At 62.6% G+C, this 20,409-nt stretch carries 18 protein-coding genes; 12 read left to right on the top strand and 6 right to left on the bottom strand.

Annotation, left to right across the window (positions count from 1 at the left end):
* The first annotated feature begins 168 nt into the window (after positions 1 to 168).
* The 5 genes from HMPREF9696_RS17135 (at position 169) to hemA (ending at position 7,691) form a co-directional block, all read left to right on the top strand.
* Positions 169 to 1,257, top strand: a complete 1,089-nt coding sequence (locus HMPREF9696_RS17135) for an acyltransferase family protein (protein ID WP_002714303.1) — start codon at positions 169 to 171, stop codon at positions 1,255 to 1,257.
* 243 nt (positions 1,258 to 1,500) lie between these two features.
* Positions 1,501 to 3,648: a methyl-accepting chemotaxis protein gene (locus HMPREF9696_RS17130; RefSeq protein ID WP_002714302.1), complete on the top strand. Its 2,148-nt coding sequence runs from the start codon at positions 1,501 to 1,503 to the stop codon at positions 3,646 to 3,648.
* A gap of 316 nt (positions 3,649 to 3,964) precedes the next feature.
* The gene (gene bioB, locus HMPREF9696_RS17125) at positions 3,965 to 5,065 is read left to right on the top strand and encodes a biotin synthase BioB (protein WP_040301560.1); all 1,101 of its coding nucleotides are present in this window, start codon (positions 3,965 to 3,967) and stop codon (positions 5,063 to 5,065) included.
* Between the two features lie 144 nt (positions 5,066 to 5,209).
* Positions 5,210 to 6,274 carry an MBL fold metallo-hydrolase gene (locus HMPREF9696_RS17120; RefSeq protein ID WP_002714300.1) on the top strand — a complete coding sequence of 355 codons (1,065 nt, stop codon included), beginning with the start codon at positions 5,210 to 5,212 and terminating at the stop codon, positions 6,272 to 6,274.
* Positions 6,275 to 6,464: 190 nt separating this feature from the next.
* On the top strand, positions 6,465 to 7,691 hold the full coding sequence (gene hemA / locus HMPREF9696_RS17115; protein ID WP_002714299.1) for a 5-aminolevulinate synthase: 1,227 nt from the start codon (positions 6,465 to 6,467) through the stop codon (positions 7,689 to 7,691).
* A gap of 36 nt (positions 7,692 to 7,727) precedes the next feature.
* On the opposite strand, the gene HMPREF9696_RS17110 is transcribed toward hemA, so the two are convergent.
* Positions 7,728 to 8,387 (bottom strand): response regulator transcription factor, encoded by a 660-nt coding sequence (locus HMPREF9696_RS17110; protein ID WP_002714298.1) that lies wholly within the window; start codon positions 8,385 to 8,387, stop codon positions 7,728 to 7,730.
* A 239-nt stretch (positions 8,388 to 8,626) separates the two neighbouring features.
* On the opposite strand from HMPREF9696_RS17110, the gene HMPREF9696_RS17105 reads away from it, so the two are divergent.
* Complete coding sequence (locus HMPREF9696_RS17105) at positions 8,627 to 12,136, top strand: PAS domain-containing hybrid sensor histidine kinase/response regulator (RefSeq protein WP_002714297.1); 3,510 nt, start codon at positions 8,627 to 8,629, stop codon at positions 12,134 to 12,136.
* A gap of 6 nt (positions 12,137 to 12,142) precedes the next feature.
* Here HMPREF9696_RS17105 and HMPREF9696_RS17100 read toward each other — a convergent pair whose 3' ends face one another.
* Positions 12,143 to 12,790, bottom strand: a complete 648-nt coding sequence (locus HMPREF9696_RS17100) for an HAD-IA family hydrolase (RefSeq protein WP_002714296.1) — start codon at positions 12,788 to 12,790, stop codon at positions 12,143 to 12,145.
* Positions 12,791 to 12,848: 58 nt separating this feature from the next.
* On the bottom strand, positions 12,849 to 13,523 hold the full coding sequence (locus HMPREF9696_RS17095; protein ID WP_002714295.1) for a response regulator: 675 nt from the start codon (positions 13,521 to 13,523) through the stop codon (positions 12,849 to 12,851).
* A gap of 289 nt (positions 13,524 to 13,812) precedes the next feature.
* Here HMPREF9696_RS17095 and HMPREF9696_RS17090 point away from each other — a divergent pair, with 289 nt between their 5' ends.
* Entirely contained in the window at positions 13,813 to 15,474 is a 1,662-nt protein-coding gene (locus HMPREF9696_RS17090) for an MFS transporter (RefSeq protein WP_002714294.1), read from the top strand.
* A 92-nt stretch (positions 15,475 to 15,566) separates the two neighbouring features.
* On the opposite strand, the gene HMPREF9696_RS17085 is transcribed toward HMPREF9696_RS17090, so the two are convergent.
* Both HMPREF9696_RS17085 and HMPREF9696_RS17080 read right to left on the bottom strand, forming a co-directional pair.
* Positions 15,567 to 16,064 carry a hypothetical protein gene (locus tag HMPREF9696_RS17085; RefSeq protein WP_002714293.1) on the bottom strand — a complete coding sequence of 166 codons (498 nt, stop codon included), beginning with the start codon at positions 16,062 to 16,064 and terminating at the stop codon, positions 15,567 to 15,569.
* 35 nt (positions 16,065 to 16,099) lie between these two features.
* Positions 16,100 to 16,723, bottom strand: coding sequence for a 2-hydroxychromene-2-carboxylate isomerase (locus HMPREF9696_RS17080; RefSeq protein WP_002714292.1), 624 nt, complete (start codon positions 16,721 to 16,723; stop codon positions 16,100 to 16,102).
* Between the two features lie 278 nt (positions 16,724 to 17,001).
* On the opposite strand from HMPREF9696_RS17080, the gene HMPREF9696_RS17075 reads away from it, so the two are divergent.
* The 5 genes from HMPREF9696_RS17075 to HMPREF9696_RS17055 all read left to right on the top strand — a co-directional run bounded on the left by HMPREF9696_RS17075 (position 17,002) and on the right by HMPREF9696_RS17055 (position 19,640).
* Complete coding sequence (locus tag HMPREF9696_RS17075; protein ID WP_040302135.1) at positions 17,002 to 17,382, top strand: AtpZ/AtpI family protein; 381 nt, start codon at positions 17,002 to 17,004, stop codon at positions 17,380 to 17,382.
* 101 nt (positions 17,383 to 17,483) lie between these two features.
* Complete coding sequence (locus HMPREF9696_RS17070; protein WP_002714290.1) at positions 17,484 to 18,233, top strand: F0F1 ATP synthase subunit A; 750 nt, start codon at positions 17,484 to 17,486, stop codon at positions 18,231 to 18,233.
* A 66-nt stretch (positions 18,234 to 18,299) separates the two neighbouring features.
* Positions 18,300 to 18,527, top strand: a complete 228-nt coding sequence (locus tag HMPREF9696_RS17065) for a F0F1 ATP synthase subunit C (RefSeq protein ID WP_002714289.1) — start codon at positions 18,300 to 18,302, stop codon at positions 18,525 to 18,527.
* A 67-nt stretch (positions 18,528 to 18,594) separates the two neighbouring features.
* A complete protein-coding gene (locus HMPREF9696_RS17060; protein ID WP_002714288.1) occupies positions 18,595 to 19,152 on the top strand; it encodes a F0F1 ATP synthase subunit B family protein in 558 nt (185 codons plus the stop codon).
* Positions 19,153 to 19,157: 5 nt separating this feature from the next.
* Entirely contained in the window at positions 19,158 to 19,640 is a 483-nt protein-coding gene (locus tag HMPREF9696_RS17055) for a F0F1 ATP synthase subunit B family protein (protein WP_002714287.1), read from the top strand.
* Positions 19,641 to 19,717: 77 nt separating this feature from the next.
* On the opposite strand, the gene HMPREF9696_RS17050 is transcribed toward HMPREF9696_RS17055, so the two are convergent.
* On the bottom strand, positions 19,718 to 20,389 hold the full coding sequence (locus HMPREF9696_RS17050; protein ID WP_002714286.1) for a hypothetical protein: 672 nt from the start codon (positions 20,387 to 20,389) through the stop codon (positions 19,718 to 19,720).
* Positions 20,390 to 20,409: the final 20 nt, after the last annotated feature.

Raw genomic sequence — 20,409 nt, 5'->3', positions numbered from 1 at the left:
AACATCCGCCTCATCCGTCTGCGCCAGCCTGGCTACGCGCTGACGGGGGCTCGGATCGCGGACCTTTATGCGGTGCCGGTAAGCAGTCCTTTATCCGGCAGCGGTACTTTGTGCGCTCCACGCGAGCCGTCAAATATGTCTGCAAATGATCTCAAGGCGGCTTCGAGAGTGCAGGTCCTCGACCTGCTCCGCCTCGTCGCCGTTGTCGGCGTGATTTTCTATCACTACGGCTTTCGAGGCCCGCCATCCCAGGGTGGGACGCAGGTGGCGCTTCCGTGGATGGCGAGCTTTTCCCAATACGGCTTTCTCGGCGTCCCGATTTTCTTCGTCATCAGCGGCTTCGTGATCGCGTATTCCGCGGAAGGTCGAACGGCGACGGGCTTTGCAATTGCTCGCTTCAGCCGGATCTATCCCACCTTTCTGTTCTGCATGACGCTGACGTTTCTCGCGCTGCTGACGATGGGGCCGCCGAACTTCACCACCTCGTTCGCGCAGTGGTGCGCCAACCTTTTCATTGCCGCACCCATGTTCCGTCAGCCCTACATGGACGGGGCCTACTGGTCGCTGGTGGTTGAAGTGGTGTTCTATGCCTGGGTCGCGGTGCTGATGGCGTTCAAGGTGTTTCCGCGCCGCCTCGATCTGATCATCCTGATCTGGCTCGGCCTCACCTTCGCGAACGAACTCACCATCGACGCGCCGATCTTCGAGCGGCTGTTCCTCGCCGACGACAGCGGCTTCTTCGCGGTTGGACTTGTGATCTACGAATTCTATCGCGGCCGACGCGATCTCAAGCTGTACACCATTTTCGCGTTGTCGGTCGGCACAGCCGTGTTTCAGTGCCTGCACAGAGCCACACACATCGACTCGCCTGCAGGCGTGTCGTTCGAGTCCGGAGTGATCGTGGCGATCTGCCTGATATCCATTGCGATCATATTCCTTGCAACTCGCCTGCGGCAGCTTCCCCTGCCGGCCGGTCTTGTCATGGCGATCGGCGGCATCACCTACCCGCTCTATCTGCTGCATATGCAGCTCGGCTACGTCGTCCTGAGTGCCATCCAGCCCGCTTCGGTCATATGGGCTGTTGCCGCAATCATCGCGGGAGTGCTGCTGCTGTCATGGATCGTCTGGCGTTTCGTCGAGCGTCCGGCGCAACGCTGGACAAAGACCGTGCTGACCGCGGAAGCAGAACGCCGGGGCTTGCCGGTGTCCGCGTCGCAAGTCGCGCAGCCGACCGACGTCGCGCGGTCGCTGGCGTGAGCGAGAATCTCGTTTAGCCGGACTGTTCGATGCGATGCAGAGCAGACCTGCAACGGCGTCCCGTTACCGATGAGCGCAAAACATCATCAGTTTCAGATGCTTGAGTTTTGCTCCGGTGACGGCATGAATCGCAAAAATTGCTGAAATTTCACCGAAGGCGCTGAAACTTCGCGAAAATTTTAACCAGCCAACCCGATACTGCGCCCGCACGTAGAACTACGGAATCCGGGGGGATTTGGGGCAATGGCTTTGCGGTTCAACTTCAAGAAAAATCTGTTTCGTTTCAAACTGCCGCGCATCAGGCTCGGTGTCCGCGGCAGCCTGTTCCTGGCATTCGCCGCCATCGCCGCCATGGCGATCGTCATCAGCGGCAGCGCCAGCGTGCTGCTCGGCAGGCTCGGCGGCATGATGACCGATCTCAGCGGTCAGAACATTCCGCGGCTGGCCGCCAGCCTCGAACTCTCCGCGCATAGCGCAAGCCTCTCGACACAAGGTCAGGCACTGCTCGCCTCCGGCAGCGAGGCCATACTGGAAGAACGCAGCAAGCAGATGCGCGAAACGCAGCAGACCGCTGCGGCCAAGCTCGCCGAGATTTCCCGCCTTGGCGCCGACAAGACCGTCATCGACGCCATGAGCGAGATCAGCAAGAACATCGGCGACATGGTCGGCAGCATCGGATCGGCCGCGAAAGAGCGGCTCGATACGGCGGCGCTGCGCGAGAAGGAATCGGCGCAACTGCGCAAGGCGCATACCGCATTCCTCGCCGCCGCGACGCTCGCGATGCTGGATGCGCAAACGCAGTTGAACGCGGTGCTCGGCTCGGTGACCATCCCGCAGAGCGATGCCATGGAAGCCGCCCGCACCGTCGATCTGCTCGGCAGCGTCATCACCGACACCAACCTGATGGCAGCCGACATGACCGCGGCGCTCGCCGCCCCGAACACCGAAGTCCTCAGCCCGCTTGAAGAAGCCTTCCGCGGCAAGAAGGAAGGTGTCCTTTACAAGCTCAACAGCCTGAAGGCGAGCGGGATGGACATGGCGATCCGCGCGCCGCTGGAGCAGATCGTTGCGCTCGGCGAAGGCAAGCAAAGCGTCTACAAGGTCCGCCAGAAGGAGATGGATGCGATTGATTACGGCCAGCTCATTCTTGAAGAGACCGGCAAGCTCAATCGCGGTCTGGACATGAGCGTGAAGCGGCTGGTCGATGACGTGCGCGCCGAAACCGAAGCCGCATCGAAGCAGGCTCAAAACACCATCTCGCTGGCGACCACGGTCATGCTGGCGCTCGGTGCGCTGACGCTGGTCGGATCGGCCCTGTTCGTCTGGCTGTATGTCGGCCGCAACATCTTGGCCCGCATCCGCAACCTGCAGACCGTGATGCAGCGGCTGTCGGAAGGCGACCTCGACGCCGAAGTCAAGCACAGCCGCCAGCAGGACGAAATCGCCGTCATGGCCGGCTCGCTCGAAGTCTTCCGCGAAAGCATGATCCGCTCGCGCGCCCTGAGCAGCGAGCAGGATCAGGACCGCATCGCCAAGGCCGAGCGCGCATCGCGCATCGAAAACCAGATCGTCAGCTTCGAGGACAAGGTCCGCGTTGCACTCGACAGCCTGATGACCTCCGCGAATGTCATGCAGTCCACCGCCGAGAGCATGTCGACAACGGCCGAGCATTCCAGCGCTCTGGTCAACACCGTCGCATCGGCCGCCGAGGAAACCTCGGTCAACGTGCAGACCGTCTCGTCCGGCACCGAGGAACTGTCGTCATCGATCCAGGAGATCAGCCGCCAGGTCAGCAACTCGACCAGGATCGCCGCCAACGCGGTCAGCGAAGCCGGCAAGACCGACGCCACCATGCAGGGCCTTGCCGAGAACGCCAGCCGCATCAGCAGCGTGGTCGACCTGATTCAGGAAATCGCATCGCAGACCAACCTGCTTGCGCTTAACGCCACCATCGAGGCCGCGCGCGCAGGCGAAGCGGGCCGCGGCTTCGCCGTGGTCGCATCGGAGGTCAAGGGTCTCGCCGAGCAGACCGCGAAGGCGACCGACGAAATCCGCGCGCAGATCGCCAATATGCAGACCGTCACCTCCTCGGCTGTCGGCGCAATCCGCAATATCGGCGCCACCATCACCGAGATCAACGAGGTTACCACCGCCATCGCGGCGGCGGTCGAGGAACAGGGCGCGGCGACACAGGAAATCGCCCGCAACATCCAGCAGGCAGCCACCGGCACCTCGGAAGTCTCCAGCAACATCGTCGGCGTCAGCCGCGCCTCGAGCGAGGCCGGCACCGCCGCAGGCGAGGTGCTGAATGCATCGAACGAACTTCGCCGCGAGGCCGACACGCTTCGCGCCGAGGTCGATGCCTTCCTGCTCAACATCCGGGCCGCGTAGCGCGCGAATTGCGTCTACGCGCTATGCCATCTGGCATGCCTGTCGTCTGTTTTGGGGTCCGGTGCTTTCAGCTCCGGGCCCCAATCCGTTAAAGACGCGCGCAATAGCGAAAACGCGGAGCGCGCATGCCTTGGAACAGCGTGATTTTGCGGCACTTTCAGCCTGCGGTCCGCAGGACGAACCATGCGCAGATTGACTCTTCTGGACCTCCATGGTCCTTGCTAGGGTGATCAGGGCAAGACATCGCATTCTGCCTGACGAATTGAGACAGCGGCGCCTGAAGGCGACGTTTCTAAAACCGCTAAGGGGTCAGCGCATGAGCATAGTGCCAGGTTCGGATGTGAATGGCGGAGTTTCGGTCGGGCGCGACGCGCTGATCGAGCCGCGCAACGACTGGACCCGCGCACAAGCGCAGGCACTCTACGATCTTCCGTTCGCGGACCTGATCTTCCAGGCGCAGAGCATCCACCGCCGCAACTTCGACCCGAACCATGTCGAGACCGCGAGCCTTCTCAGCATCAAGACCGGCGGCTGCCCCGAAGACTGCGGCTACTGCTCGCAAAGCGCCAAGTACGACACCGGCCTCAAGGCGTCGAAGCTGATGGAGCAAGACGATGTCGTCGCGACCGCGAAGCGCGCCCGCGATGCCGGCGCGGAACGCTTCTGCATGGCAGCCGCCTGGCGCAATCCGAAGGACAAGGACCTCGACAAGGTCTGCGAGATGATCACCGCGGTGAAGGGTCTCGGCATGGAGACCTGCGTGACGCTCGGCATGCTGACCGACAAGCAGGCGCAGCGGCTGCACGACGCCGGCCTCGATTTCTACAACCACAATGTCGACACCTCGCCGGAGTTCTACGGCAAGATCATCACCACGCGCACGATGCAGGACCGCATCGACACGCTGGCGCATGCACGCGAAGCTGGCCTCAAGGTCTGCTGCGGCGGCATCATCGGCATGGGCGAGCAGGTCGATGACCGTCTCGGCATGCTGGCGCTGCTGGCAAACCTTCCTGAGCATCCGGAGAGCGTGCCGATCAACATGTGGAACGAGGTCAAGGGCGTGCCGGTCAACGACACCGCCGAGCGTCCCGATCCGATCGCATTGGTGCGCATGGTCGCCGTCGCGCGCATCATGATGCCGCGCAGCGTTGTGCGCCTGTCGGCGGGCCGCCAGTACATGACCGACGAATTGCAGGCGCTGTGCTTCGTCGCCGGCGCCAATTCGATCTTCATCGGCGACGTGCTGCTGACCACGAAGAATCCGCAGACCGAACGCGACGCCAATCTGCTCGACCGTCTCGGCATCAAGTCGAAGCTCGACGATGCCAAACACGACGACCATGGCCATTGCGGCCACGCGCATGGCGAGGCGAAACCGGCGGCTGTTTCAGCAAGCGGCGCAGCGGTGTCCTGAGGCCGTTTGAAACGGAAGGCATGGCGGCCTGCATGGCAACCATGCCGGCGCAGTCCGCAAAACAGGTTGTTTCGGAAGGCCAGACACTAGCGCGGCGGGATTTGCCGCGTTAAGCCGGACCTGAACAATTGCGATTGCGAGACGATGCACACCAAGACCGCCACCCTCACTGCAGCTCCGGATGGCCTGCGCTATCCGATCGAAACGCCGCCGAAGCCGGATGAAGCGATTGAAATCGCGCCCGGCCTGATGTGGGTGCGCCTGACGCTGCCGTTCCGTCTCAACCATGTGAACATCTATCTGATCGCCGACGGCGACGGCTGGACCATGATCGACACTGGCATCGGCAACGACGCCACCATCGCCGCATGGACCACGCTGTTTGAAGGTCCGCTCAAGGGTTTCAGGATCACGCGGCTGATCGTGACCCATGCGCATCCCGATCATGTCGGCCTCGCAGGCTGGATCGTCGAGCGCTTCGGCTGCAAGCTGCACATGTCCCAGGTCGAATATCTGCAGGCGGCATATCACCAGCATCGCGGCTCACCCGAGCGCAAGCTGGCGCAGCGCCTGTTCTTCCGCCGTCACGGCATGGACGAGGAAATCACCGAAGCGCTGCTCGGCAAGGGGCAGGATTATCTCACCCGCGTGTCGATTCTTCCCGCGTCCTACCAGCGCCTGTCGAAGGGCGACGAGATCGCCATCGGCGCGCGCACCTTCAAGGTCATCACCGGCGGCGGACACGCCCTCGATCAGGTGATGCTCTATTGCGAAGCCGACAACATCTTTCTCTCAGCCGATCAGGTCCTCAGTAAGATTTCGCCCAATGTCAGCGTATGGGCAGTCGAGCCGGAGGCGAACTCGCTCGGCGAATACCTGACCTCGCTGGATGAACTTTCAAAACTGCTGCGGGACGACGTTCTCGTGCTGCCGGGTCATGGCGTGCCGTTCTATGGCGTGAAGACCCGTATCAAGCAGCTTGCGGATCATCACGAGGAGCGCTGCCAGCTCATTGCCGAGGCTTGCCGCGCATCGGCGCAGACATCCGCGCAACTGGTCCCCGTCGTGTTCCACAAGCATGTGCTCGACGCGCACCAGACCGGCTTCGCCGCCGGCGAACTGATCGCCCATGTCAATCACATGCTGGCCCATGGCCGCCTGACCCCGAATGTCGGCGCTGACGGCGTGCTGCGTTTCTCCGCGGCCTGACTGCGATACCGGCGCCGAATGGGCCGGTTGATTCAGGTCAATTCCGCGCCAACCGCATGGAAGACCGGCGAAAACGGCCTCGACAGCAAACCTGGAAAAGCTCTAAAAAGACCCTGCGCGCGACAGAAGACCCTGCGAAAACTTTATGGGCCGGCTGCCGTCATCCGGGTCCCCATCCAGGGTTAATGGTATGGATTACAACAAGTTCTTCGGTGACGCTCTCAACCGCCTCCATGACGAGCGGCGCTACCGCGTGTTCGCCGATCTGGAGCGCATCGCCGGACGCTTTCCGCATGCGGTCTGGCACGCGCCGAAAGGCCAGCGGAATGTCGTGATCTGGTGTTCCAACGATTATCTCGGCATGGGCCAGCATCCGAAGGTGGTCGGCGCGATGGTCGAAACCGCCACCCGCGTCGGCACCGGCGCCGGCGGCACCCGCAACATCGCCGGCACCAACCACTCCCTGATCCAGCTTGAGCAGGAACTCGCGGATCTGCACGGCAAGGAAGCCGCGCTGGTTTTCACCTCGGGCTATGTGTCCAACCAGACCGGCATCTCGACGCTGGCCAAGCTGATCCCGAACTGCCTGATCCTGTCGGACTCGCTGAACCACAACTCGATGATCGAGGGCATCCGTCAGTCGGGCACCGAATACATCGTGTTCCGCCACAACGATGTTGCACATCTTGAAGAGCTGCTGCGCGCCCATGCGGGCCGCCCGACACTGATCGTGTGCGAGAGCCTCTACTCGATGGACGGCGATGTCGCGCCGCTGGCGAAGATCTGCGATCTCGCCGAAAAGTACGGCGCGATGACCTATGTCGATGAAGTCCATGCCGTCGGCATGTACGGCCCGCGCGGCGGCGGCATCGCCGAGCGTGACGGCGTCATGCACCGGATCGATATCCTCGAAGGCACGCTGGCCAAGGCGTTCGGCTGCCTCGGCGGCTATATCGCTGGCAGCGCCAAAATGGTCGATGCCGTGCGCTCCTATGCGCCGGGCTTCATCTTCACAACGGCGCTTCCGCCTGCGATCTGCTCCGCTGCCACTGCCGCGATCAAGCACCTGAAGTCATCGAGCTGGGAACGGGAGCGGCATCAGGACCGCGCCGCGCGGCTCAAGGCTATTCTCACCGCCGCCGGCCTGCCGGTGATGGCGAGCGACACCCACATCGTTCCGCTGTTTGTCGGCGATCCGGAGCGCTGCAAGAAAGCCTGCGATCTGCTGCTGGAGCAGCATGGCATCTATATCCAGCCGATCAACTATCCGACCGTGCCGAAAGGCACCGAGCGGCTTCGCATCACGCCGTCGCCCTACCATGAGGACGCGCTGATCGACGCCCTCGCCGAGGCGCTGGTTCAGGTCTGGGAACAATTGAAGCTGCCGCTAAACGCCAAGCCGATCGCGGCCGAATAGGCATTCGGCGGCTGTCCGCTCACGGCGCGGTTCGCATTACATCGCCGGGGCCGCCCGGCGTGATGTTGACGGTTCTCCCGACAGCACGATCCGCATCAGGTCCGCGGCGTTGCGTGCGCCGAGCTTGTCCATGATCCGTGCGCGATGAACTTCTACCGTGCGGGGACTGATACCGAGCTTTCGCCCTGCTTCCTTGTTGGACGCACCATTGGTTACCAGCGCCAGCACATCCCGCTCGCGCCGCGTCAGTAGCAGCATCCCCGGAAAATCGCCGAGGCCGTCGATGCGCCCCGCCACTGTCCCGCAATAAGTCCGGACCGCGTCGCGAACCCGATCAATCATGGCCCCCGCCGAGAACGGCTTTTCCAGAAAGTCGATTGCGCCGAGTTTCATGGCCTCGACAGCCATCGGAATATCGGATTGGCCGGAGATGACAAACACCGGCGGAGCAAACCGGATGTCGGCCAGTTGTTTCAGCACGGCGAGACCTGACCGCCCCGGAAGCTGCAGGTCGAGGATCACGCAGGACGGTGTGCATGAGGTCAGGGACTCGAAAAAGGATTCCCCGTCGCCGAACGCTTTTGCCTCGAACCCGTCGATCCGCAACAACAGCAGCAAGGCGTCGCGGACAGAGGGATCGTCATCCACGACCACAACGGGCGCGTTCCGGAGAATGAAAGGTAGCATCTGGCCCATCGGGCAGCTCCTTCGTGCGCCACATCCATATTGCAACTTATACGTGTATACGCTGATTCGCGGAATCGGCCAAGGTTTCGTTCGCCAGACGGACCTCCCTCCGGGTGCGCCGGAGGCCGGAGCGGGCTAAGGTCTCAAAAAGCATCGTCCGGAGCCTGGCTTCGGAAACAGCTCTTCGGTCGGAAACATGATCCTCAAGGGAAACGCCAGGCGGCGCGGCAACGTCAGGACCCACTTCGATGCTGCATGACTGGGGCGTGATCGCAGCCGCCTTCGGCTACATCGGCTTTCTGTTCGTCGTCGCCAGCTATGGCGAACGGCTGACACAGGTCCAGCGCGGCCGCCTCGGCACCATGATCTATCCCTTGTCGCTGGCGATCTACTGCACGTCCTGGACGTTCTTCGGCTCAGTGGGCCTTGCGACGCGGACCAGCGTCGAATTTCTCGCGATCTATGTCGGCCCGATCGTGATGATCGCGTTCTGCACGCCGCTGCTGATGCGCGTGATCCAGTTGGCCAAATCGCAGAACATCACCTCGATCGCGGACTTCATCGCGGCGCGCTACGGCAAGAGCCAGGCCGTTGCAGCCACCGCCGCATGCATCGCCATTATCGGCTCGGTGCCTTACATCGCACTTCAGCTCAAGGCCGTCGCGTCGTCGCTGGAAACGATCCTCAATCAGGATCAGGATGTCTCCAGCATTCCCTATATCGGCGATATCGCCTTCATCGTGACCATTACGCTGGCCGCCTTCGCGGTGCTGTTCGGCACGCGCCAGACCGACGCCACCGAACACCAGCATGGCCTGATGCTCGCGGTTGCGACCGAGTCGCTGGTCAAGCTCATCGCCTTTCTCGCCGCCGGCGTGTTCGTAACCTTCATCATGTTCGGACCATCGGACCTGATGGAGCGCGCGATGAAGATGCCGGAAGCCGTCCGCGCCATCGAAGCCTCGCCGTCGATCGGCAACTTCCTCGCCATGACGCTGCTGTCGTTCCTCGCGATCATGCTGTTGCCGCGGCAATTCCACGTCAGCGTGGTCGAGAATTCGACCGAGGCCGAAGTCCGCCGCGCCCGCTGGCTGTTTCCGCTCTATCTCGTCGCCATCAACCTGTTCGTGATCCCCATCGCCATCGCCGGCCTTGTGACGTTCCCGTTCGGCGCTTCCGACAGCGACATGTACGTGCTGGCGCTGCCGATCCAGGCCAAGGCAACGACGCTCAGTGTGATCGTGTTCATCGGCGGCCTGTCCGCCGCAACCGCCATGGTGATCGTGGAGTGCGTGGCGCTCGCCATCATGGTGTCGAACGACATCATCATGCCGCTGGCGCTGAAGCGGCGGCCTTCCTCGCAGCCCGCCGAAGCCAATTTCGGCAGCTTCCTGCTCAAGGTCCGGCGCGTCGCGATCTTCGTCATCATGGCGATGGCCTATCTCTATTATCACGCGCTCGGAAACGCGCAGCTCGCCGCCATCGGCCTGCTGTCGTTCGCCGCCGTGGCGCAGCTCGCGCCGGCCTTCTTCGGCGGCCTGTTCTGGCGGCGCGCCACCGCGCGCGGCGCCATGGGCGGCATGCTGATCGGCTTCGCGGTCTGGGCCTACACGCTGTTTCTGCCGAGCTTCATCGACCTCGATCCGCGCGGCGTGATCTGGCTCAGTGAAGGGCCGTTCGGCATCGGCGCACTGCGGCCCCGGGCCCTGCTCGGCACTGAAATGGCCCCGCTGATCCATGGCGTGCTCTGGAGCCTGTCGCTGAACCTTCTGACCTATGTCGTGCTGTCACTGCTGCGTCAGCCGACCTCGATCGAGCGCGTGCAGGCCGATCTGTTCGTGCCCAGCGAACTGGCGCCGATCGCGCCGAACTTCCGGCGCTGGCGCACCACGGTCACGGTGCAGGACCTCCTCAGCACCGTTGCGCAATATCTCGGCCCGGAACGCGCGCAGCAATCGTTTGAAACCTTTGCCGCGTCCCACAACATCAATATCGACCGCGCCGCTCCCGCGGACTTCCGGCTGCTGCGCCACGCCGAACATCTGATCGCATCATCCATCGGCGCGGCCTCCTCGCGGCTCGTGCTGTCGCTCCTGTTGCGCAAGCGCGCCGTCTCGGCCAAGGCCGCGCTGAAACTGCTCGACGATGCGCACACCGCGCTGCATTTCAACCGCGAGATGCTGCAGACCGCGCTCAATCATGTGCGGCAGGGCATCGCGGTGTTCAATCCCGAGCTTCAGCTCATCACCTCGAACCAGCAGTTCGGCGAGATTCTCGACCTGCCCGCGCAGTATTCCCAGATCGGGATTCCGCTGGTCGAGATTCTCGAATTCATCGGCAGCAACGGGCAACCGGATGCGCCGGCCGATCCGGCCGCGTTGCAGCGGCGGCTCGCCGCCTACACCACCGAGGGCGAGCCCTATCTGGAACGATTGACTGACCGCAACATGGTGGTCGAGGTTCGCGCCAACCGCATGCCGGGCGGCGCGCTGGTCATCACCTTCTCCGACATCACGCCGAGTTTTGAAGCGGCGGAAGCGCTGGAGCGCGCCAACGCCACGCTGGAAAAGCGTGTCCGCGAGCGCACCGAACAGTTGACCCGCCTCAACAGCGAACTGGCGATGGCCAAGAGCACCGCCGAAGAAGCCAACATCTCCAAGACACGGTTTCTGGCGGCCGCCAGCCATGACATCCTGCAGCCGCTGAACGCGGCGCGGCTCTATGTCACCAGCCTGGTCGAGCGGCAGAGCGGCGGCGAGGACGCCCGCCTTGTCGGCAATATCGACGACTCGCTGGAAGCCATCGAGGAAATTCTCGGCGCGCTGCTCGATATCTCGCGGCTGGACTCGGGCGCGATGACGCCGTCGATTTCCAGCTTCCGGATGAGCGACCTGATGCGCTCGCTCGAAGTGGAGTTCGCGCCCATCGCCAAGGCGCGCAAGCTCAAGCTCACCTTTGTGCCCTGTTCGCTGCCGGTCTCATCCGATCGCGCCCTGCTGCGCCGCCTGCTGCAGAACCTGATCTCCAACGCCATCAAGTACACCCCGAAAGGCCGCGTGCTGGTTGGCTGCCGCCGCCGGGGACAATCGCTTGAGATTGGAATCTACGACACCGGGCTGGGCATTCCGGCGCAGAAGCGGGCGGAGATCTTCAAGGAATTTCACCGGCTGGATCAGGGCGCGCGCATCGCGCGCGGCCTCGGCCTCGGCCTGTCGATCGTGGAGCGTCTCGCCCGCGTTCTCAATCACAACATCGCGGTGGAATCCAACCGCAGCGGCGGCTCGCGTTTCGCGGTCACCATGCCGATCGCCAAGACCGTGACGCAAACCGGCGCACTGGCTGGTGCCAGCATTTCATCGAAGACGCCGATGAGCGGCACGCTGATCGTCTGCATCGAAAACGACCGCGCGATTCTCGACGGCATGAAGACACTGCTGACCGGGTGGGACGCCAAGGTGATCGCGGCCACCGATCCGGCGGCCGCAGCGGAAGCCATCGCCGCGACCGATGAGCGTGTGACGGGGCTTCTGGTCGACTATCACCTCGACCGCGGCACCGGCATCGCGGCGATCCGCGACATCCGCCAGCGCTTCGGCGACGGCATTCCGGCGATCCTGATCACGGCGGACCGCAGCCCGCATGTCCGCGATGCCGCGCGCGAAGACGGAATTGTCGTGCTCAACAAGCCGGTGAAGCCGGCGGCGCTGCGCGCGCTGCTCGCGCAATGGCGGGCGCAGCAGATGGTGGCGGCGGAATAGAGCGGCTCAGGCCCGGATCAAATCGGCCAGCGCAATCCCCGTCGCCGCTTCCAGGTCGCGGATTGCCTGCGGCGCGTCGATCACCTTGATGGTGGTCATGCCCATCTCGCGCGCCGGCTTCAGGTTGACGCCGAGGTCGTCCAGATAAACGCAATTCTTCGGATCGACGTCCAGCGCGTCCGTCATCATCCGGTAGATGCGCGGATCGGGCTTGCGCAGGCCGATCTTCGCCGACTCGATGACATGATCGAACAGCGCCATCGTCTCGGCGACATAGAGTGCGCGCCCGCCGGAACTGCCGATAGCATTGGCGGGCAGATTGTTGGTGATGCAGCCTGTCTTGAACCGCTGCTTGATCCGCCGCAGGGCCTCGACCATCTCCGGACGCGGATCGCCCGACAGCAGCGGCACCACATCGCGGCCACGCACCTCCGCGCCAAGCGCCAGAGACTCAGCCGCGAACAGGGCGTCGAAAGTGGCAAGGTCCACTTCAGCGCGCTCGAATTTCGCCCAGGCATTCTCGAAGTGGTTGGCGGCATTGGTGCGCCGGATGATACCGGCGGGAAGCCTGCGTTCGTTCTCGAACCGCGCAAACGCCTCGAATGGCGAGGTGGTAAGCACACCGCCAAAATCCCAGATCACCGCCTCAATCATGATGTTTTATTTCTCGCTTGGCTCGTTTTCCATGGCGCTGCGGCGCACGGATGAGCGGTTATTTTGCCGGATCGGCCTGTTTCCATTCGCCGCCGGCGATCCTCGCGGCGGCGATCACCGCCTGCGTGCGGCTTTCGACGCCGAGCTTTTGCAGGATCGCGGAGACGTGGGCCTTGATGGTCGCTTCCGACACACCGAGTTCGTAAGCGATCTGTTTGTTGAGCAGGCCTTCGGACAGCATCATCAGCACGCGAACCTGCTGCGGCGTCAGCGTCACGAGGCGGTCGCGCAGTTTCGTCATGTCCGGGTCCGCCGCCGCGGACAGGTCGACGTCGGCAGGCACCCAGACATCGCCGTTCATCACCTTGCCGATGGCTTCACGCAGCGTTTCGACGCCGAACCGCTTGGGAATGAATCCCGACGCCCCGAAATCCATCGAACGGCGGATGGTTCCGGCATCGTCACTGGCCGACACGATCACCACCGGAATGGCCGGGAACTGGGCACGCAGATAGATCAGCCCGGAAAAGCCGCTGATTCCAGGCATCGCCAGATCGAGCAGGATCAGATCGACATCCGACTCGCGCTCGAGCAGGTCAGTCAATTCCTCGAACGATCCCGCCTCATCGACCTGAGCGGTGGCGACGACGGACGCGACGGCTTGTCGCAGAGCATCGCGAAAGAGCGGATGGTCGTCAGCGATGACAAGATGGGTGTTGGCAGCGATGGTCATTGATCCCGCTAGCGGAGGCTAAAAGAGCCCGAGGCTCATTGAATTCCAGTGTTTACCGTCATGTTTAGTCTTGCAAGCCGTGGTCTGAAACCAAAAGCCATGCATGTGCTTAACGCGCTCATTGTGCACTGCGAAGCGCCTGTTCCTTTGCTGTTCGTTCGGTCGAAAGTCTTATAGGGCGAAGTTTCACGCCGATGTTACCTTCATTACGAACTTCTAATGCGTTTGAGCCGGCCAAAGATCGGCGCACAGAAGCGATTTTATCAGCAACATTCTGGGGAGCATCCAAATGGCTACCGTAACGACCACCTCGCCGCGCGCGAGTGGCATGACGAAGGACGAACGCTTCGTCATTCTCGCGTCTTCGCTCGGCACCGTCTTTGAATGGTACGATTTCTATCTTTACGGCTCGCTGGCCGCGATCATCGGCGCGCAGTTCTTCAGCGCCTATCCGCCGGCCACCCGTGACATCTTCGCGCTGCTGGCCTTCGCCGCGGGCTTCCTGGTCCGCCCGTTCGGCGCCCTCGTGTTCGGACGTGTCGGCGATCTCGTCGGCCGCAAGTACACCTTCCTCGTCACCATTCTCATCATGGGTCTTTCGACCTTCATCGTCGGCCTGCTCCCGAATGCGGCCACCATCGGCATCGCGGCTCCGATCATCCTGATCGGCCTGCGCCTGCTGCAAGGTCTCGCACTCGGCGGCGAATACGGCGGTGCAGCGACCTACGTCGCCGAACACGCCCCTCCCGGCAAGCGCGGCTATTATACCTCGTTCATTCAGACCACCGCGACACTCGGCCTGTTCCTCTCGCTGCTGGTCATTCTGTTCACCCGCACCATGCTGGGTGAAGCGGAATTCGCCGCCTGGGGCTGGCGCATTCCGTTCCTGCTCTCGGTCGTGCTGCTCGGCGTGTCCGTCATCATCCGACTGAAGCTGAACGAATCGCCGGTCTTCCAGAAGATGAAGGAAGAGGGCAAGGGCTCGAAGGCGCCGCTGACCGAATCCTTCGGCAACTGGTCGAATGCCAAGCTGGTGCTGATCGCGCTGCTCGGCGGCGTGATGGGTCAGGGCGTGGTCTGGTACACTGGCCAGTTCTACGCGCTGTTCTTCCTGCAATCGATCCTCAAGGTCGACGGCTACACCGCGAACCTGCTGATCGCATGGTCGCTGTTGCTGGGCACCGGCTTCTTCATCGTGTTCGGCGCATTGTCGGACAAGATCGGCCGCAAGCCCATCATCCTCGCAGGCTGCCTGATCGCCGCCCTCACCTTCTTCCCGATCTTCCGCATGATCTCGACCAATGCCAACCCGGCGCTGGAAAAGGCCATCGAAACGACGAAGGTGGAAGTGGTGGCGGATCCGAAGGGCTGCGGCGACCTGTTCAATCCGGTCGGCACCCGCGTGTTCTCCGCACCTTGCGACACCGCGCGTTCGTTCCTCGCCCAGTCGTCGGTCAAGTACTCGACCAGCGCCGGCCCGGCCGGTTCAGGTGTGAAAGTGATGGTGAACGGCAAGGAAGTGCCCTACACCGACGCCAAGACCAGCAATCCGCTTGTCGCTGCGGCAGTGAAGGAAGCCGGTTATCCGACGGCCGGCGCACCCGGTATCGTGAAGATGTCCAGTCCGTTTGATATCTTCCGTCCTCAGGTGGCGGCAATCATCGGCCTGCTGTTCATCCTCGTGATCTTCGTGACGATGGTGTACGGCCCGATCGCGGCAATGCTGGTCGAACTGTTCCCGACCAAGATCCGCTACACTTCGATGTCGCTGCCCTACCATATCGGCAACGGCTGGTTCGGTGGTCTGTTGCCAGCGACCTCGTTCGCGATCGTGGCATCGACCGGCGATATTTACGCGGGCCTCTGGTACCCGGTGACTTTCGCCTTGATTACCGTGGTGATCGGCTTCTTCTTCCTGCCGGAAACCAAGGACGTCGATATCACCAAGTAACGATCGAGGGGCAGGCGTCACCGCCTGCCTCTCCTCCAAACGCACCGGCCGCGGATCGCTCCGCGGCCGTTTTTTTATGTTTGTTGAAAGTCTCAGATTTTTTCGGACAGCCGTTTCTGGAGACGGACCGCCATGTCGATCATCCGATCCCAGATGCGGTCGATGAGCGCCAGCAGCTTTTCGTGCTCGGGCGGCAACTGCAGATCGAGATTCTTGTCCGGCGCTGCCTGCGCGCTCTTGTCCGTATCGCCCTTCGCCACGGGCGTATCGGTCTTACCCGAGTCCTTGCCCAAGTCCCGCAGGGCAAGCTGGTCCCGCAACTGCTTGTTATCGCTCTGCAGACGGCCGATCTCGGAATCGAGCGCAGTTCGCTCATCCGGCACCAGACGGCAGGTCCAGCCGTTCTTGTTGGTGCAGATCGAGACTTCGCCATTACGGGTGTTGAGCCGCAGGAACCCGTCGGTCACCGGCGACAGGGTATAGCGGCCATTCTCGGTGTCCGGCGCGGTCTGAGCACCGGCTCCATGACCTGACATCATCACGGCCGTTGCGGCCATCGCCAGAGCGATCCTGTCTGAGTGGAAACGCATGGACCGGCCTCCCCTGCAATCGCCGCGCTGTCGTCCTACACTTGCGATGTGTAGGCCTTGCGCCCGGAATTCAACGCATCGGCCAGCAATTCGATCCGGTCCTGCCCCCAGAAAACCTCGCCATCGAGCACCCAGCACGGCGAACCGAACACGCCGGCGGAAATCGCGTCCTGACGATTCTGCTCGTAAGCCGCAGCGATCTCGCTGGAGGCCGCCTGTCCAACCAGTTTCGCGCCCGGCAACCCCGCCTCATCGGCGAGCCGGGTCACAGTCGCGGGGTCGGCAAGATCAAGTTGCTGTTCCCACAGGCCCGAGAAGGCGCGGCGCATGAACGGCTCCGGATTTAGCCCCGCGGCGACCGCGGCAACCGCAACCCCGTCGGCCAGGCGCGGATCGCCGGGAAAAAACGCCGGCTTCAGGTTGAAGGCGAGTCCCCGCTTCTCGCGCCAGCGCTGCAGCTCCAGCATCCGGTAACGCTGCCGCGCCGGGTGGCGCTTCGCCAGCGGCAAACCACCGGTCTCGGAAAACACGTCGGTCAACAGAACCGGCTTGTAACTGACCTTGAGCCGGTGCGTGGCGGCAAGGTCCTCAAACAGCGCGTGCCCAATGTAAGCCCATGGCGACTGAAGCGAAAAATAGTAGTCGATCTGGCGCGACATTGGTCCTCCGGCTGCACGATTTCAGGTCGCTCAGGTCATATCACAATCGGGCGGGACGGCATCCGCAGGCACAACATTCTGTGTCCTGTTTATCGCAGTGCGGCGAGTGCGCGCAGCGGCTGGATTTTTTCCAAGATTTCGCAAGTATTTTCAAAGCGATACTTGTCAACCGCGCAATCTTGACTTGACGATGGGCCGTCAGTATGGTCCGCGCGGTTTTGGCGGGTGGCGGGGCGTTTTTCTCTCAAATCGCGCGGCGGGGCGTGGGTGTCGACAAGATGGTGGGCGCACATGACAAGGGCCGCGGCGAGAACGGACGAGACAAACCGTCGGCCGACGAAACTGCGCTCTCCGCAAGGCTCGTACGTCTGAATCAGCGGCTTTCCACATTCCGGAATGACCGCAAGAACCAGACAGATCAGTCAGGAAGCGGGGCAGCCTCCGCCAACGCATCAGCGATGGCGCGCGGGTTTCGCCTCTCCTCCGAGTTGATCGCAGGTGTCCTTGTCGGAGCGGTCATCGGCTGGGGCATCGACCGTCTTTTTTCGACGTCCCCGTGGGGTCTGATCGTGTTTTTTCTGCTCGGCTTCACCGCCGGCGTGATCAACGTGATGCGGACAGCCGGCGTCGCAAACCGCGATGCGTCCGACCGCTCCTGACAAACCTGCGACCGGTCCTGGGAATCGCCTGGAATTTCAAGCCAGTTCGCTGGCGGGTGTGACTGTCCGGCGATGCCGGCAAAGATGAAAGACGAACGTGGATGGCCGATCCGATCCATCAATTTGAAATCCACAAGATCTTCTCGCTGGGCCACATCGGTGGTCAGGAGATCGCTTTCACCAACTCCTCCGCCTACATGTTCGGCGCGGTCGCAGTCGTTTCGCTGCTGATGATCGGCGGCAGCGCAGCGCGCAGCCTGATCCCCGGACGCTTCCAGTCGCTCGCGGAACTGTCCTACGAATTCGTCGGGAATACGCTGCGAGAAAGCGTCGGCGACGAAGGCATGAAGTTCTTCCCCTTCGTTTTCTCCCTGTTCATGTTCATCCTGACCGCGAACATGATCGGCATCATTCCCTACACCTTCACCGTCACCAGCCATCTGATCGTCACGCTGGCGCTCGCGCTGTTGGTGTTCCTGACCGTTCTGCTCTACGGCCTCTACAAGAACGGCTTCAAGTTCTTCAAGCTCTTCGTGCCCTCGGGCATTCCGCTCTACATCCTGCCGCTGATCATGGTGATCGAGGTGATCTCGTTCCTGTCACGGCCGGTGTCCCACTCGGTGCGTCTGTTCGCGAACATGCTGGCCGGTCACATCACTCTCAAGGTGTTCGCCGGCTTCGTGACCTCGCTGAGCGCGCTCGGCGCTGTGGGCGTTCTCGGCTCGATCTTGCCGCTGGCAATGACCACCGCGCTGACCGGCCTCGAACTTCTCGTGGCTTTCCTGCAGGCCTACGTCTTCACGATCCTGACCTGCATCTATCTGAACGACGCACTTCATCCCGGACACTGACCTCGGACACTGTCCGGATTTTCCTAAAATCCACCAACACCAACACCCCCAAGAAGGAGTTTCACCATGGATCCAGTTGCAGCAAAGTACATCGGCGCAGGTATCGCTTGCCTCGGCATGGGCGGCGCAGGCGTCGGCGTCGGCATGATCTTCAGCCAGTTCCTGAACGGCGCGCTGCGCAATCCGTCGGCCTCGCAGGGCCAGTTCGCCAACCTGATCTTCGGCTTCGCCGTGACCGAAGCGCTCGGCATCTTCTCGCTGCTGATCGCGCTGCTGCTGCTGTTCGCCGTCTAAGTCAGACCGGATGATGCGTTTGCCGCGGGCTCATTAGAGCCGCGGCAAACGCCAACAGGAGACGCTCATGGCGACGGGTCAGGGCACTGCAAAGGGCACGACCGCCCACACCGAAGCAGACGGCCATGGCAAGGCGGGTTTTCCGCCTTTCCAGAAGGAGACGTTTGCCTCTCAGTTGGTGTCGTTCGCGATTGCCTTTGCGTTGCTTTACTTCATCGTGTCGAAGTTCGCGCTTCCGCGCGTCGGCGGCATCATCGCGAACCGCGAAGGCGTGATCGAAAACGATCTTGCCGAAGCGCAAAAGCTGAAGGACGAGTCCGATCAGGCTCTGAAGGCTTATGAAACCGAGCTCGCCGAGGCGCGCGCGCGGGCTCAGGCCATCGGGTCCGAGACTCGTGACAAGCTGAACGCGCAGGCTGAAAGCGACCGCAAGGCGCTCGAAGCCACGCTCGCGGCCAAGCTGGCCGATGCCGAGAAGACCATTGCCTCAACGCGCACCGCCGCGATGGGCAATGTCCGCTCGATCGCATCGGACGCGGCAACCGCGATCGTTCAACGCCTCACCGGCGTCGCGCCCGACAGCAAGACTGTCGAAAGCGCCGTCGATACGTCCTTGAAGGGATAACGACGATGTTCCAGGCAGAATTTTGGGTCGCCGTCGCATTCCTCATTCTGATGGGTGTGTTCGGCTATTTCGGCGTTCACCGCACGATCCTGCAGGCGCTCGATCATCGCCGCGACCGGATCAAGAAGGAACTCGAGGACGCCCGCCGTCTTAAGGAAGAGGCCACCAAGCTGGTCGCTGAGTATCGTGCCCGCCGCGCCAGCGCCGAGCGTGAAGCCCAGGACATCGTCGCCAGCGCCAAGGCCGATGCCGAGCGCATCGCCGCCGAAGCCAAGGCGAAGATGGAAGACTTCGTTGCCCGCCGCACCAAGACCGCTGAAAGCAAGATCGCCCAGGCCGAGAGCCAGGCGATTGCCGATGTCCGTGCAGCCGCCGCCGAGGCCGCGGTCAGCGCGGCGTCGTCGATCATGACGACCTCGGTCAAGGGCGCGGTCGCCAACGATCTGGTCGCCAAGGGCATTCAGGACGTTCGCAGCAAGCTGAACTGACGGCATCACGCTCAAACAAAAAGCCGGCCTCGTTGATGCGAGGCCGGTTTTTTTTGTTCCTGGATCGAGGCCGAACGCTACTTCCGGCGCTTGCGGCCCGCAGGCTCCGGCTTCAGCGCCGCCGGGTCGAAACCGACGTAGAAGATATACTTGTCGTTGGCAGCTTCCGTCGGCGCGGGATAGGTAATGTCCTCGGCGACAAGGCTGAACTCGGTGTTGTCGCTTTCCATGGTCACGGTCGTGCGAACCGCCTTGGTCGTGATGACTTTTTCCGGCGCGCCATCCTGAACCACCGCGACGCGCATCGGCACCTCCACGGTCGGCGGCGCGCCCGCAGGCCCAGCGATGATCCGGCCCATGACACCGATCCGCGCCGTGACCTGTCCGTTCTGCAGGTTGCAGTCGCGCGCCGTGCGCGTGATGTTGCCCTGATAGCGCAGGTCATTGCCCGAAGCGGGTTTGCCTGGCAGCCCGACCGACAGTGTCGATGCGCCAAAACGGATCGACACGCTGGGGCAGGTCAGTTCGCTGTTCTGCGTTGCCTGCGTCGAGGGCCCGGACGACGTGCTGGCTTCCTGCGAATTGGATCCGAACAACTGGCTGAACCGGCTGCCGATGGAGGAGCCGGTCGACGAACTGCCGGACGAGCCTCCAAACATGCTGCCGCCGCCGCAGCCCGACAGCGCTGCACCCGCCGCCACAGCCAGCGCAGCCATTGCTGCGCGCTTCAAACGCCTGCCACCCGCCATCATTGCTTCCAGGTTGAACA

The organism is Afipia clevelandensis ATCC 49720 (assembly GCF_000336555.1).
In the GTDB taxonomy this organism is placed as follows: domain Bacteria; phylum Pseudomonadota; class Alphaproteobacteria; order Rhizobiales; family Xanthobacteraceae; genus Afipia; species Afipia clevelandensis.
The sequence above is the reverse complement of the archived record's forward strand: the minus strand, read 5'-3'. Positions and strand labels throughout refer to the sequence as shown.

Bases quoted from the DNA above. Each gene is read 5' to 3' on its own strand.
- HMPREF9696_RS17105 (WP_002714297.1), top strand. From the start codon at position 8,627: ATGCTGCATGACTGGGGCGTGATCGCAGCCGCCTTCGGCTACATCGGC.
- bioB (WP_040301560.1), top strand. From the start codon at position 3,965: ATGAGCATAGTGCCAGGTTCGGATGTGAATGGCGGAGTTTCGGTCGGG.
- HMPREF9696_RS17060 (WP_002714288.1), top strand. From the start codon at position 18,595: ATGGCGACGGGTCAGGGCACTGCAAAGGGCACGACCGCCCACACCGAA.
- HMPREF9696_RS17080 (WP_002714292.1), bottom strand. From the start codon at position 16,723: ATGTCGCGCCAGATCGACTACTATTTTTCGCTTCAGTCGCCATGGGCT.
- HMPREF9696_RS17085 (WP_002714293.1), bottom strand. From the start codon at position 16,064: ATGCGTTTCCACTCAGACAGGATCGCTCTGGCGATGGCCGCAACGGCC.
- HMPREF9696_RS17100 (WP_002714296.1), bottom strand. From the start codon at position 12,790: ATGATTGAGGCGGTGATCTGGGATTTTGGCGGTGTGCTTACCACCTCG.
- HMPREF9696_RS17065 (WP_002714289.1), top strand. From the start codon at position 18,300: ATGGATCCAGTTGCAGCAAAGTACATCGGCGCAGGTATCGCTTGCCTC.
- HMPREF9696_RS17055 (WP_002714287.1), top strand. From the start codon at position 19,158: ATGTTCCAGGCAGAATTTTGGGTCGCCGTCGCATTCCTCATTCTGATG.
- HMPREF9696_RS17130 (WP_002714302.1), top strand. From the start codon at position 1,501: ATGGCTTTGCGGTTCAACTTCAAGAAAAATCTGTTTCGTTTCAAACTG.
- HMPREF9696_RS17075 (WP_040302135.1), top strand. From the start codon at position 17,002: ATGGTGGGCGCACATGACAAGGGCCGCGGCGAGAACGGACGAGACAAA.
- HMPREF9696_RS17050 (WP_002714286.1), bottom strand. From the start codon at position 20,389: ATGGCGGGTGGCAGGCGTTTGAAGCGCGCAGCAATGGCTGCGCTGGCT.
- HMPREF9696_RS17095 (WP_002714295.1), bottom strand. From the start codon at position 13,523: ATGACCATCGCTGCCAACACCCATCTTGTCATCGCTGACGACCATCCG.
- HMPREF9696_RS17070 (WP_002714290.1), top strand. From the start codon at position 17,484: ATGGCCGATCCGATCCATCAATTTGAAATCCACAAGATCTTCTCGCTG.
- HMPREF9696_RS17110 (WP_002714298.1), bottom strand. From the start codon at position 8,387: ATGGGCCAGATGCTACCTTTCATTCTCCGGAACGCGCCCGTTGTGGTC.
- HMPREF9696_RS17090 (WP_002714294.1), top strand. From the start codon at position 13,813: ATGGCTACCGTAACGACCACCTCGCCGCGCGCGAGTGGCATGACGAAG.
- hemA (WP_002714299.1), top strand. From the start codon at position 6,465: ATGGATTACAACAAGTTCTTCGGTGACGCTCTCAACCGCCTCCATGAC.
- HMPREF9696_RS17120 (WP_002714300.1), top strand. From the start codon at position 5,210: ATGCACACCAAGACCGCCACCCTCACTGCAGCTCCGGATGGCCTGCGC.